The sequence below is a fragment of the Brevibacterium picturae genome (genome assembly GCF_900105045.1).
Lineage (GTDB): Bacteria > Actinomycetota > Actinomycetes > Actinomycetales > Brevibacteriaceae > Brevibacterium > Brevibacterium picturae.
Genome location: NZ_LT629739.1, coordinates 2,662,936 through 2,675,196 on the forward strand (window position 1 = coordinate 2,662,936; position 12,261 = coordinate 2,675,196).

At 64.6% G+C, this 12,261-nt stretch carries 12 protein-coding genes and 1 tRNA gene; 11 read left to right on the forward strand and 2 right to left on the reverse strand.

Features of this window, described 5'->3' with window-relative positions:
* The first annotated feature begins 343 nt into the window (after nucleotides 1–343).
* From BLT92_RS12250 to BLT92_RS12260, 3 genes are all read left to right on the forward strand, one after another.
* Nucleotides 344–730 (forward strand): hypothetical protein, encoded by a 387-nt coding sequence (locus tag BLT92_RS12250; protein ID WP_092105965.1) that lies wholly within the window; start codon nucleotides 344–346, stop codon nucleotides 728–730.
* A gap of 165 nt (nucleotides 731–895) precedes the next feature.
* Nucleotides 896–968: transfer RNA gene (locus BLT92_RS12255), tRNA-Arg, on the forward strand.
* Between the two features lie 146 nt (nucleotides 969–1,114).
* The gene (locus BLT92_RS12260) at nucleotides 1,115–1,918 is read left to right on the forward strand and encodes an alpha/beta fold hydrolase (RefSeq protein ID WP_092105966.1); all 804 of its coding nucleotides are present in this window, start codon (nucleotides 1,115–1,117) and stop codon (nucleotides 1,916–1,918) included.
* Here BLT92_RS12260 and BLT92_RS12265 read toward each other — a convergent pair.
* Together BLT92_RS12265 and argG are read right to left on the reverse strand one after the other, a co-directional pair.
* Nucleotides 1,881–2,681: a DNA alkylation repair protein gene (locus BLT92_RS12265; protein WP_092105967.1), complete on the reverse strand. Its 801-nt coding sequence runs from the start codon at nucleotides 2,679–2,681 to the stop codon at nucleotides 1,881–1,883. The genes BLT92_RS12260 and BLT92_RS12265 overlap by 38 nt on opposite strands.
* A gap of 244 nt (nucleotides 2,682–2,925) precedes the next feature.
* Nucleotides 2,926–4,347: an argininosuccinate synthase gene (gene argG, locus BLT92_RS12270; protein WP_092105968.1), complete on the reverse strand. Its 1,422-nt coding sequence runs from the start codon at nucleotides 4,345–4,347 to the stop codon at nucleotides 2,926–2,928.
* A 46-nt stretch (nucleotides 4,348–4,393) separates the two neighbouring features.
* On the opposite strand from argG, the gene BLT92_RS20475 reads away from it, so the two are divergent.
* The 8 genes from BLT92_RS20475 to BLT92_RS12305 all read left to right on the forward strand — a co-directional run bounded on the left by BLT92_RS20475 (nucleotide 4,394) and on the right by BLT92_RS12305 (nucleotide 12,210).
* Nucleotides 4,394–4,546 carry a hypothetical protein gene (locus BLT92_RS20475; protein ID WP_157691437.1) on the forward strand — a complete coding sequence of 51 codons (153 nt, stop codon included), beginning with the start codon at nucleotides 4,394–4,396 and terminating at the stop codon, nucleotides 4,544–4,546.
* A 77-nt stretch (nucleotides 4,547–4,623) separates the two neighbouring features.
* A complete protein-coding gene (locus tag BLT92_RS12275; protein ID WP_092105969.1) occupies nucleotides 4,624–5,802 on the forward strand; it encodes a CPBP family intramembrane glutamic endopeptidase in 1,179 nt (392 codons plus the stop codon).
* Nucleotides 5,803–5,856: 54 nt separating this feature from the next.
* Nucleotides 5,857–6,345 carry a DoxX family protein gene (locus BLT92_RS12280; protein WP_092105970.1) on the forward strand — a complete coding sequence of 163 codons (489 nt, stop codon included), beginning with the start codon at nucleotides 5,857–5,859 and terminating at the stop codon, nucleotides 6,343–6,345.
* Between the two features lie 283 nt (nucleotides 6,346–6,628).
* A complete protein-coding gene (locus BLT92_RS12285) occupies nucleotides 6,629–6,994 on the forward strand; it encodes a siderophore-interacting protein (protein WP_269457394.1) in 366 nt (121 codons plus the stop codon).
* A gap of 81 nt (nucleotides 6,995–7,075) precedes the next feature.
* Entirely contained in the window at nucleotides 7,076–7,642 is a 567-nt protein-coding gene (locus BLT92_RS12290) for an isochorismatase family protein (protein WP_092105972.1), read from the forward strand.
* A gap of 86 nt (nucleotides 7,643–7,728) precedes the next feature.
* On the forward strand, nucleotides 7,729–10,053 hold the full coding sequence (locus tag BLT92_RS12295) for an MMPL family transporter (RefSeq protein WP_092105973.1): 2,325 nt from the start codon (nucleotides 7,729–7,731) through the stop codon (nucleotides 10,051–10,053).
* Between the two features lie 235 nt (nucleotides 10,054–10,288).
* Nucleotides 10,289–11,593, forward strand: a complete 1,305-nt coding sequence (locus BLT92_RS12300) for a sensor histidine kinase (RefSeq protein WP_231938798.1) — start codon at nucleotides 10,289–10,291, stop codon at nucleotides 11,591–11,593.
* On the forward strand, nucleotides 11,590–12,210 hold the full coding sequence (locus BLT92_RS12305) for a response regulator (RefSeq protein ID WP_092105974.1): 621 nt from the start codon (nucleotides 11,590–11,592) through the stop codon (nucleotides 12,208–12,210). The genes BLT92_RS12300 and BLT92_RS12305 overlap by 4 nt, the downstream gene beginning before the upstream one ends.
* Nucleotides 12,211–12,261 lie beyond the last annotated feature (51 nt).

Below are 12,261 nucleotides of genomic sequence, written 5' to 3' on the forward strand. Positions count from 1 at the left end.
CAAGAGCGTCCTCAAAGACGTGAATGACTCAAACGGATGACGTGTATTTGCATAGGAGTGACGTTTCTTTTCAATAGATGATTTCTCGTTCAAGCGGTGACCTCGGCACCCTCGCCGAGGTGGCTCTCCCGTTCCAGCCGAACCTCAAGTGAGCGATTTCCGGGGAGCTCCAGCCGTGATGGGGCCAGTCGATCGCGACCGAGGTCGAGCGGATGGACTTCAATACTACGACTAGTAGAATAGAGAACAGTTGTCGTCTTCGCAGACGACCTCGACCATGCTCTGTATCCAGAATCTTCTGACCGGAGCATCTTCGACCTCATCTGAGAAGTTAAGGAGCATCATGCCCCGCACCACCATCGGACTCGGTATCGTCCTCATCGCCGTCGGTGTCATCGCCTATGTCGCCACTGCCTTTGCCAGCTGGACTGCGCTCATCCCGGCCATTCTGGGCGCCGTCATTCTGATCTGCGGGCTCATCGGCCTGAAGAATCAGAAGCTTGGAATCCATATCGCTCTCGTCGTCGCCATCCTGGGCATCTTCGGCACCGCGATGAATGTCATGCAGGTCGGCGCGCTGATCGCCGGAGAAGCCGAACGTCCCGCCGCTGTGATCACCAGCATCATCACCTTCGTGCTGCTCATCGTCTACGTCGTCATGGGCGTCCGGTCCTTCATCGCCGCCCGTCGGTGGAAGAATTCGGCGCAGGCAGAAACCGCACAGCGGTAGTCTGCTGACTGCCGCTTGGAGGGGTTGCGGAATGCCGTTCCGACGGACGCAGCCCCGCCCGGTCGAAGTCGCAAATGTGGCGAAGGGCACTCGGGCCGAATTTGAGCTTGAGTGAATTCGGTGTGTATAGTTGATCGAGTTGCAGGGCGTGAGTCCGAGCGACATGCGCCACTAGCTCAACGGATAGAGCATCTGACTACGGATCAGAAGGTTGGGGGTTCGAATCCCTCGTGGCGCACAATATGAAAGCCCCTCACCAGCACGAACAGCTGGTGAGGGGCTTTTTCGATCATGAACTCCTGCGTCGCGGAACGTCTATGCCGCTAGTCCCTACGACGCGGAAAGCCCGGGGTGCTCGAGGGCCCCGGACGGTAGGATTGAGCCATGGCCGCAATCATCGCCGATGACGGCATTCGTCTCGAGTGCACGCAGACCGGAGATTCCTCCGGGCGCTCCGTGATGCTGCTGGCCGGGTTCAAGGCACCGGCGACCAGCTGGCGCTATCAGGTCGAACCGTTGGCGCAGGCGGGCTGCCACGTGCTCTCTGTCAATCTGCGCGGCCATGGCAGCGCCGACCACCCCAAGTCCGGTGTGACCATGGAACGTCGAGGTCAGGACGTTGCGCGAGTGCTGGAGTCTCTGGATCTCACCGATGTCCTGCTCGTGGGCGGTTCGATGGGCGGCAACACCATCTGGTCCTATCTCTCTCAGTTCGGAACCGAGCGCACCGCCGGAATCGCCGTCGTCGACCAGACGCCGAAGATGCTCAACACCGCTGACTGGCCCCACGGATACTACGGCTACGACGCATCCAACGTGGACACCTACTTCGCCGAGGGCATTCCTCCCACCGGACATGGCACACCCGTCTGGAAACGAGGCAAACGCATGCTGCGCCTGCTCAAGGCGATGAGGGGAGTAGACCATAAGCTCAGCCGCGGTGAGCTCGCGCTTCTGAACGACCACGCGAAAGCCGACTGGCGTCCCGTGATCGAAGAAACCGCCGTACCCGTGCTCTTCGTCGCCGGAGCCGAGAGCGAGCACTGGTCGTCAACGCATGCGGCTGCATCCGCGGGGCTGGCTCCGATCGGATCGTCGGTGGTCATCCCCAATGACGGCCACGCGGCGAACATCGAACAGCCCGAAGTTTTCAACCAGATCCTGCTCGAGTTCGCGAACTCTCTTTAGCGGCAAGCAGCTCATTCCGCTGCTCCGGTGACAGATGCTTCACCAATTCACGCATCGTCACGCCTGAGGCTCGATGGGCGCGCGGCAGCATCCAGTCGAAGACCAGCTCCGGCCGTTTGCGAGCGGCGTCGCGCAACACCCACCCGATTGCCTTTCGGATAAAGAACTCCTTCTCATCGAGCATTTCATCAGCGAAGCGCGCGAACCGAGCGAAGTCTCCTCGGCCTTCCCGCAGAGGTCGAAGGTGAGCCAGCAGCGCCGAGCGTCGGATCCAGAAATCTTCGTCGACCGCCCAGCGCTCGAGCACAGGACCGAAGCCCTCGTCATGTTCGCTCAGAGGGCCGATGACATCGCAGGCCAGGGGATCGACGAGTGCCCAGGTGCGTGCCTGACGCAACAGTCGTTCGAAGAAGTCACTGTCACCGGCGCCGAGGCGGTCCTTCGTTTGGATGAGCACCATCGTCGCCGCACTGCGGAGTTCGTAGACCGGAGCCCCGCTGGTCACTCCGCCCATGCCGTCCGCATCGCTTGCGGAGTTCCAAAGCACCTCGGCGAGAGCAATCACCGTGTCGTGGTCCAACTCCACTCCTCGCAACGCCTCGCGCACCACTGCGCGAGTCGCCGGCACGCCAACGCCAGAGTGGACGAGCTCGCTCTTGAGGTACGCCCGCTCTTTGGAAGCGCGTGCGGAGCTGCCACGGGCGCGAAGCTCGCAATCGATCACCTCGGCGAGGGAATGCGCTTCGGACGCCGCTGATGTCATGGCACGATCATCCCACTTCGCGCCGGAGGCGGCTCAACGGTCGTTAAATGGTGGTCGATCCAAGCGCTCAGATCGACCAGGACTGACCGACTATTCTGCACTTTCTGCACCGAAGGGGAGGTGTCGATGAAGGAAGCACCAAGTGACGGCCGCCCGAGCACGGAAAAGCCCACGCACTCAGTGAAGTGACTGTGTGCGTGGGCTTCGAGGACCACTGAGCCGTTGCCGGCTGTGCAGGTCCTGTTCAGTCGGTGCCGGCGTCGAAAGCGGCAGACAGGCCTGCGCGGTCGCCGGCTTCATCGACGTCGACGGTGGAGTTCGCGATCTCCTCGGCGCCACCGGCCTCAAGCGAGCCGACGAGCTCCGAGGTCGGGCCCGAGACGATGCCCATGGCCGCGTACTGCTCGAGGCGGGCACGCGAATCGGCGATGTCGAGGTTGCGCATGGTCAGCTGGCCGATGCGGTCCTCGGGGCCGAAGGCGGCGTCGCCGACTCGCTCCATCGACAGCTTCTCCGGGTGGTAGCTGAGGTTGGGGCCGGTGGTGTTGACGATCGTGTAGTCGTCACCACGGCGCAGGCGCAGCGTCACTTCGCCGGTGATCGCCGAGGCGACCCAGCGCTGCATCGATTCGCGCAGCATCAGCGACTGGGGGTCGAGCCAGCGACCCTCGTACATGCGGCGACCCAGGCGACGGCCCTCTTCGTGGTAGAGCGCGATGGTGTCTTCGTTGTGGATGGCATTGAGCAGGCGCTCGTAGGTGATGTGGAGCAGCGCCATGCCGGGAGCCTCATAGATGCCGCGCGACTTGGCCTCGATGATGCGGTTCTCGATCTGGTCGGAGACGCCGAGTCCGTGGCGGCCGCCGACCTCGTTGGCCTTGAAGACCAGGGCAACGGGATCGTCGAACTTCTCACCGTTGATCGACACGGGGCGACCGGCCTCGAAGCCGACGGTGACCTCTTCGGACTTGACCTCGACGTCATCGCGCCAGGCAGCAACACCCATGATCGGTTCGACGATGTCGAGCCCGGCATCGAGGAATTCCAGCGTCTTGGCCTCGTGGGTCGCGCCCCAGATGTTGGCGTCGGTGGAGTAGGCCTTCTCGGCGGAGTCGCGGTAGGGGTAGCCGTGCTCGACGAGCCATTCGCTCATCTCCTGGCGACCGCCGAGCTCGTCGACGAAGTCCGCATCGAGCCAGGGCTTGTAGATGCGCAACTTCGGGTTGGCCATGAGGCCGTAGCGATAGAAGCGCTCGATGTCGTTGCCCTTGTATGTCGATCCATCGCCCCAGATGTCGACGCCGTCTTCCTTCATGGCCCGCACCAGCATCGTGCCGGTGACCGCGCGGCCCAGGGGAGTCGTGTTGAAGTAGGTCTTGCCGCCGGAGCGGACGTTGAAGGCCCCGCACTGCAGAGCGACGAAGCCCTCTTCGACGAGCAGGCGCTTGGCATCGACGAAGCGGGAGATTTCCGCACCGTATTCCTTGGCGCGCTCGGTTACGGAATCGAGGTCGGGCTCATCGTACTGGCCGATATCGGCAGTGTAGGTGCAGGGGATGGCACCCTTGTGACGCATCCACGCGACCGCGCAGGAGGTATCCAGTCCGCCGGAGAAGGCGATTCCAACGTGCTCACCGACAGGGAGCGAAGACAGTACTTTCGACATGTCCACCACCTTAGCGGCCTGGCCGACTCATGTCGAATTGTTATGCATGGATATGTATTTTTATGTGCAGTGGTGGAAGGTCAGCCCCTCGCCGAGGTGGTCGCGGGCCGGAGGGCGCGGACAGATCGGACTGCTCGGCCATGCGAACGAGACCGATTTCATCCAGCCGGCGGAGGTGCGCATCGGTTCGGCAACGTAGGTTGGACTGTGAGAGTCAGTGAAGGGCTGAAGCGTCGGCGCAGAGCTGAGGCATCGGTGCAGGATCGGGGGAGAGCCGTGAGTACGGGAACAGATCACAACGACAACGCCATCGATGGCGCGGAACGGGCAGCCTCCTCGGCCGCGACGGGGGATGGAGGCGTGCCCGCAAGCATCCCGAGCCACGATGGCCCGGACGTCGACGCAACGGGCCGACCGCTGGCGATCGTGCCGGCCAAGGTGCCGTGGCTCGAGTTCGCGGTCTTCGTTGCGGTCGCGGTGATCCTGGCCTGGCTCGTGTGCCTGCCGTTGTGGTTGAGCGGTGAGGGCATGGGCAATGCACTGCTGGTGCAGATCTCGGGGGCGGCGATGATGTTCACCCCGCTGGTCGCTGTGGTCGTGGCGATGATCGTCCAGCGCCGCCGTGCCGGTGAACCTCGGGCCAGCATTCTCAGATACCTCGGCATGTGGCCGCTGCGTCCCTTCGGTCGGGTCCTGGGGATGACCGCGCTCGCCTTCTTTGGCGTGTTCGTGCTGGTCGCCGCGGCCTACCTGCTCGCCGCTGCATTCGGGTGGATGCAGGTCGATCTGCTTGGTCTCTCAGGTTTCAAGGCGCAGTTGGCACAGCTGCCCGGACTGGAAGAGATCCCGGTGGCCGTGGCTGTGATCGGCTATCTGGTGATCATGGCGCTGGGGTCGCTGTTCAACGTGACGGTGGCCTTCGGTGAGGAAGTCGGCTGGCGCGGATGGCTGCTGACGAGCCTGCGTCCCCTCGGCACCTGGCCGGCACTGCTTATCGTCGGAGTGATCTGGGGTCTGTGGCACGCACCGCTGATCCTGCTCGGATACAATTTCGGTCGCCCGGACATCACAGGCCTCGCCTTCATGGTCGGCGGATGCATCATGCTGGGGATCCTATTCGGCTGGTTGCGACTGCGCACCGGTTCGGTCTGGCCGGCCGTCGCCGCGCATGCTGCCCTCAATGGTTCGGCGGGAATGCTGCTCGGGCTGTTCATCGATGGTTCCGCGCAGGCCCCGGACATGGCCTTGGCCTCATTCCTGGGAGTGAGTGGGTGGATCGTGTCCGCTATCGTCATCGCCGTGCTCATCGCCACCGGCCAGTTTCGCAAGCAGCCCGAACTGGGTTTCAAACGGCAGCGGGTCGTCGCCGGTCAGGGTGATCCGGCAGGTCGTGGCGCGGTTGATGTGGGGCCCGAGCCAACCGCACCAGTGCCTCCTGAAGACTCAGCGCGTTGAGGCTGACGCCGGCCATCGGCTAGGCTCAAAACCCCAAACCTGAAGGAGAGCTCCATGGCACTAGGAACATCGTTGCTGCAGACAGCAGGGCGCGTACTCACGGCACCGATCTTCATCACCGGAGGGTATTCGGCACTGACCAGCCCCGGCGGCCGCGTCGCCGCTGCTGCTCCGACTCTCGCCGCGATCCGCGAATATGTGCCGGTCCTGCCCGAAGACGATGAACTCCTGGTCCGCGCCAACGGTGGACTTCAGCTGCTGGCCGGAACCACGATGGCGCTGGGCATCAAACCTCGGACCTCCGCGCTCGCCCTCGCCGTATCACTCGTGCCGACGACACTGGCCGGCCACTCCTTCTGGGAGATGGAGGGTGAGGATGCGGCCGCCCACAAGACCCAGTTCTCGAAGAACGCCGCGGCATTGGGTGGACTCCTCCTCGTCGCAGGCGCTCAAACGACCAAGCAGGCAGCCAAGAAGGCGGCCCAGAAGGCCGCTGCGAAAGCCGCAAAGCAGGCCGAGAGGAAGGCCCTCAAGCAGAGCTGAGCCTGAAGGCGTCACTCGCCGTTTCCGCGATGATCGTCACTCGACGTTGTCGTGATGGTCGGCAACGACGACCGTCAGCCACCGCGACGAATCTTCCTGTTAGCTTAGGCTAAGCTCAGTGAGTATCGGCTTGGCCGAGCATCAACGAGTGGGGGAAGGCGCATATGGTCAATTGGCAGCGTGGCGTGATGCGTCTGATGCGGATCACCAACCACGAGGTTGAGGTGACCCGGGTCGAGCGCTCACCCCTGCCCGCATCGACCTGCCCACGGACACGAACCACATCCTCCTCGCGGGAGACCTCACGGCGCTTCCGGCGATGAACTCGTGGCTGCAGGCCATCCCCGCCGAGGTGGCGGTGACGCTGGTCATCGAAGACGACCACGACGCCGATACCGTTCAGAACCTGCCGCGAACCGACCACCCGAACGCCCGGTGGGACTGGATTCGCAGCGATGGGCAGCTCGGTCATGCGCTCGCCGACCATCTGCGCACTCTCGGGCCGGGTCCGGACGGCCTCTATGTGTGGGCCGCCGGTGAGCGCGGACTCATCAAGCAGTTCCGTTCGGTGATCAAGCAGGAGCTGAAGCTGAAGAAGGACCATCACTTCTCGCAGTTCTATTGGTTCGAGGGCAAACCGACCGGCTGAGAGCGAAGCTGCGCTCAGTCGCAGGTCTGAATCCCCGTCGCGACCTCTGGAAAACTGGGCGAAAGCGCCTATGCTCGAGGTATGGCGAAGGCACTTCTCATCGTGGACATCCAGAACGACTTCACCGAGGGCGGCGCGCTCGGCGTGGACGGTGGTGACACCGTGGCCACCGAGGTCACCCGTCACCTTGACGCCCACGCCGGCGACTATGACGCGATCATCGCCTCCCGCGACTGGCACGATGCCGACAGCGACAACGGCGGCCACTTCAGCCAGACTCCCGACTTCGTCGACACCTGGCCCGTCCACTGCGTCGCGGACACCGAGGGCGCCGAGTACGATCCTCTGCTGAGCACCGACGCGATCACCCACCACGTGCGCAAGGGACGGGGCACACCCGACTACTCGGCCTTCCAGGGGACGACGGAAGCGGGGGACCGCCTCGGCGATCTGCTGAGAAACCTCACCGTCGCCGAGGTGGACGTCGTCGGGATCGCCACCGACCATTGCGTGTGCGCCACGGTCCTCGACGCCCTGAAGGGCGGCTGGTCCGTCCGTGTTCTGCAGGACCTCATCGCCGGTGTCGGCACCGACTCGTCGACGGTGGCGCTGGCCGAGATGGACGCGGCAGGAGCCAGGATCGTCTGACGCGGGCATGACTCCATCGAAAGTTGCAGGTTGAGTCTGAACTCCTAGGCGATGTTTCCAGCTCAGAAAATTGATGAGCTTGAGACATGAACACAACACTGACGAAAAGCGCACACACGCTCGTGTCGAAGCGCGGTTCGTGGTTCGTCCTCGGCGGGGTCGTCGTCCTCGTCTCGCTCCTCTTCGGACTCCTGTCCGGGGCAGGCGAGGACCGGGCCACCGAATCCGCTCCGGCCGATTCCGAATCCACCCAGACCGCCGAACTCCTGCAGAAATTCCCCGACGCCGACACACAGTCGGTCATGGTCGTGGCCTCCTACGATGACGGTTCGGTTCTCAGCGAGACCGACCAGACAGAGTTGGGGAAGCTGAGCGGTTCGATCAGCGACTACATCGACTCCGCCCAGTCCAGTGATTCGAGCGCTGACTCGACTGAAGCCTCAGATTCCTCTGCCGCCGACGGCGACTCCCAGGCCAGCGGCCCGATCATGAGCGAGGACGGCAAGGCCGCACTGCTCATGGTCCCCATCGAGGTCGGGCTGACCAACTCCGACACCGCCGAAACCGTCGACGGGCTCCGCGACTTCATCGCCGATGACTCCCAGGCCGGCCAGCTCGCAGACTCCGGAATGTCCCTCCTGGTCACCGGCGGTCCCGCAATCGGCGCCGACATCGCCTCGGCATTCAGCGGCGCGGACTTCACACTCCTCATCGTGACCATCGTCATCGTCGCCCTGCTGCTCATCATCACCTACCGTTCACCGATCCTGTGGCTGCTGCCCCTCATCGTCATCGGCACCGCCGACGGCCTCGCGTCCACAGTGACCGCAGCCGTCGGTGATGCCCTGGACCTGCAGTTCGACGCGGGCATCATCAGCGTCCTGGTCTTCGGCGCCGGAGCCAACTACGCGCTCCTGTTCATCTCCCGCTACCGGGAGGAGCTGGGCCGCGAGCCCGATCACCGCCTCGCGCTGGGCTCCGCCTGGACCCACACAGCATCGACGATCCTCGCCTCGAACCTGACGGTCGTCCTGTCCCTGCTCAGCCTCGTCTTCGCCGTGATCCCGGGAACCCGCGGACTGGGCATCACCGCCGCAATCGGACTCATCATCGCCGCAGCAGCCGTGCTCTTCGCACTGCCGCCTGTGCTGGCGATCTGCGGTAAGGGCGTGTTCTGGCCCTTCGTGCCCAAGGTTCAGGAGCGCGCCGAGGTTGCCGCAGCGAAACCCTCCATCTGGAGGACCATCGCGACTCGCGTGGTCAAGAAGCCGGGCATCCACCTCGGCGCCGGAATCATCATTCTCGGTGTCATGGCCACCGGACTCATCGGCACCTCGGTGGGACTGGACCAGTCCGAGAAGTTCCGCGTGCAGTCCGAATCGGCACAGGGACTCGACGTCCTAGCCGACCACTTCCCTCCCGGCGAATCACAGCCCATCTGGGTCGTCACCGACTCGGACCATGCGGAGGAAGTCAGGGACTCCGTGGCTGACATCGACGGGGTCGTGCGCGCCAACGTCATCGACGAAACGAGCACCGGCGGAGCCTCGATCTCGAAGGTCATGGTCACCGGCGAGTACGAGCCGGACAGCCCAGAAGGCCTCGACCTGGTCGAAGACATCCGCTCCGACGTCCATGCGATCGACGGTGCGAACGCACAGGTCGGCGGCGCAGCGGCGACCGAACTCGACGCCCGCGACGGCAACGCCCAGGACTTCCTCACCATCGCACCCCTGATCCTGGCCATCAGCTTCATCATCCTGCTCGGCATCCTGCGTGCACCTTTCGTCGCAGCGACCCTGCTCGTGGTCAACGTGGCATCCTCGGCCGCCGCGATCGGCCTCGGCGCATTCCTCAGCCGATTGGTCTTCGGCCAGGACGCCATCGACGCACAGGTGCCGATCCTCGCGTTCCTGTTCCTCGTAGCGCTGGGCATCGACTATTCGATCTTCCTGTCCCACCGCGCGAAGAAGGAATCCGTCGTCCACGGCGCTCGCCAGGGCATGATCGAAGCCGTCAGCCACACCGGCGGCGTGATCACCAGCGCCGGCATCGTCCTGGCCGGAGTGTTCGCGGCCTTGGGCATGCTGCCGCTGATGGTGCTGGGCCAGCTGGGCCTCATCGTCGGAGTCGGCGTGCTCGTCGACACGGTGCTTGTGCGCACGGTCATCGTTCCGGCCATCATCAGTCTGGTCGGCAACAAGATGTGGTGGCCCAGCAAGGCGATCACACGCTCGGAGCACACATTTGCCGATGCGGATGCTGCCGCGGCCGGGGCGAGTGGCGAACAATCTGGCGAGGCTCAGTCCGGCGAGGCTCAGTCCGAGAGCACTCGCAGCGAGGGAACTCATCTCCTCGTCGAATCCGACCGGAACGAGGCCACCGCCTCGGCCGGCCACGGCAGGCACTGACCGCACACCTCGCTGACGGCAGAACAGCCCAGGTGTAAGTGACGCGGTGGGGCTCGGCCATCGAGACACCGCGGTGACCGAGCCCATCTGTGCGCCCCGGCTGACAGCACACCGGCAGACAGCGCTCGGCCGACAGCACACCGGTCGGACGCCCACGGTTGATAGCACCCCGACCGACGGCACCCGCCGTCGAAAAGCGCACGCGGTCGCCGCAGATGTGATTGAGTTGGCAGGAATGACGACAAGCGCGAGGAACGAGTTGCAGGAAGGTGACACCGTGGGCACACGCGGGTGGACAGTGAGAACCATGGAGATCGGCCAGCACGCGATGGCCCTGGCCCTCACCGTGATCTCGTGCATCCGCGCCATCGATCGGGGAGCGTCACCCCTGGCCGCAATAGCCGTGAGCATCGTCTTCCTCGCCTGGTACGGCCTCGGCGCGGTCCGGGCAGCCCGCAGCGGAGCGATCGTTCTAGCCAAATGGTGGTTGCTGGTCCTGGCCGTCGCCTGGCTGTGCACCCTCCTGGTCTCCGCCGAATTCATCTGGATCGCCTTCGTCCTCTGGCTGCTCGCCGGCCACTTGTTCTCGCTGCGCATCGCCGTGGTCTTCACCGCGCTGACCTACATCGCGACGGTCGTGGCGCCCCTGGCCCATTACGGTGCGGTCGGCACCGCCAGCATCATCGGATCACTCATCGGCGCGATCTTCGCCCTCGGACTCTCGCGTGGCTACATCGAACTCCTGCGCGAGGGACGCAGACGCGAGGAGCTGCTGCAGTCCCTGGAGCAGGCCCACCAGAACCTCCTCGACCTCCAGGACGAACTGGCCCTGACCCAACGCCACGCCGGCGAGATCCAGGAACGCACCCGTGTCTCCCGCGACATTCACGACACGATCGCGCAGGAGATCTCCTCGATCCGTCTCATCGCCCACGCCGAGGTGGACAGGACCACCGATAAACACGCGAGTCAGGTCCTGCGCCAAGTCGAGGACCTCGCCGCGCAGAGCTCACGAGACGTGCGCCGGATCATCGTGGCGCTCGCCCCGGCCGAGCTCGAGGACGGAGCCCTGACCGCGGCCATCCGCCGTCTGCTCACCCGCCTGGAGGACGACACCTCCATCACCGGTCGTGTCGAGGTCGACGAGACCCTGCCGTCTCTGCCCGCCGAGGTGGAGGTCGCACTGCTGCGGACCGCGCAGTCCGCGCTCGCCAACGTCAGACAGCACTCCCGGGCCTCGCGGGTCATGGTCAGCCTCATGGACCTCGACGGTTCGATCCGCATGGACATCGTCGACGACGGCGTCGGCATGGCCGATCCCGACTCCCGGCAGCGCGAATCGGAGTCCGGGTTCGGCCTCGACTTCATCGGTTCGCGGATGCGGGAACTGGGAGGTGAGCTCGTCATCGAGACGACGCCGGGTTCAGGCTTCGCGATTTCAGCCACCCTGCCCAACAATCCGACCCTGACTTCCCGGCAGAACCACCTCGGCGAAGATGGGGACGTGGAAGGACAACGCACACAAGGAGACAGCGCATGACGATTCGAGTGATCCTCGTCGACGACCACCCCGTGGTGCGGGCGGGCCTGCGGTCCGTCATCGACGCCCCCGACCACATCGAAGTCATCGGCGAGGCCGGCAGCGGTGAGGAAGCACTGGCCGCCGTCGATGAGCTCACGCCCGACGTGGTGCTGTGCGACCTGCGTCTGGGCGCGGGCATCGACGGCATCGAGGTGACGAAGCGGCTGAACGCGAGGCCGACGAAACCCGCGGTCCTCATCCTCACGACCTTCGACAACGATGCGGAGATCGTCGCCGCGCTCAACGCCGGCGCAGCCGGCTACCTGCTCAAAGACATCAACCCCGAGGACATCTCGACCGCAATCGAGAAGGCCTCCCGTGGGGAAACGTATCTGCCGCCCGAGATCTCCTCGAAGGTCGTCGCCGCGATGCGCAACCCGGGCCCGAAGCTGACCCGACGCGAACGCGATGTGGTGAAACTGCTCGCCACGGGGGCCTCGAACGCGCAGATCGCGCAGGAGCTCTTCGTCACCGAGGCGACGGTGAAGAGCCATCTGGTCAACGTGTTCACGAAACTCGGCGTCGACTCCCGTTCCCGCGCCATCCGCGTCGCCGAGGACCGCGGGCTCGTGTAGGCAAGGGCCGGTGCATCCCGGCCCGGCGTATCCCGGCCTGGCGCATCCCGG

What these genes read in the sequence shown, in the direction of transcription:
- BLT92_RS12260 (WP_092105966.1), top strand. Translation starts at nt 1,115, where the DNA reads ATGGCCGCAATCATCGCCGATGACGGCATTCGTCTCGAGTGCACGCAG.
- BLT92_RS20475 (WP_157691437.1), top strand. Translation starts at nt 4,394, where the DNA reads ATGGATATGTATTTTTATGTGCAGTGGTGGAAGGTCAGCCCCTCGCCG.
- BLT92_RS12295 (WP_092105973.1), top strand. Translation starts at nt 7,729, where the DNA reads ATGAACACAACACTGACGAAAAGCGCACACACGCTCGTGTCGAAGCGC.
- BLT92_RS12290 (WP_092105972.1), top strand. Translation starts at nt 7,076, where the DNA reads ATGGCGAAGGCACTTCTCATCGTGGACATCCAGAACGACTTCACCGAG.
- BLT92_RS12250 (WP_092105965.1), top strand. Translation starts at nt 344, where the DNA reads ATGCCCCGCACCACCATCGGACTCGGTATCGTCCTCATCGCCGTCGGT.
- BLT92_RS12265 (WP_092105967.1), bottom strand. Translation starts at nt 2,681, where the DNA reads ATGACATCAGCGGCGTCCGAAGCGCATTCCCTCGCCGAGGTGATCGAT.
- BLT92_RS12280 (WP_092105970.1), top strand. Translation starts at nt 5,857, where the DNA reads ATGGCACTAGGAACATCGTTGCTGCAGACAGCAGGGCGCGTACTCACG.
- BLT92_RS12300 (WP_231938798.1), top strand. Translation starts at nt 10,289, where the DNA reads ATGACGACAAGCGCGAGGAACGAGTTGCAGGAAGGTGACACCGTGGGC.
- BLT92_RS12305 (WP_092105974.1), top strand. Translation starts at nt 11,590, where the DNA reads ATGACGATTCGAGTGATCCTCGTCGACGACCACCCCGTGGTGCGGGCG.
- argG (WP_092105968.1), bottom strand. Translation starts at nt 4,347, where the DNA reads ATGTCGAAAGTACTGTCTTCGCTCCCTGTCGGTGAGCACGTTGGAATC.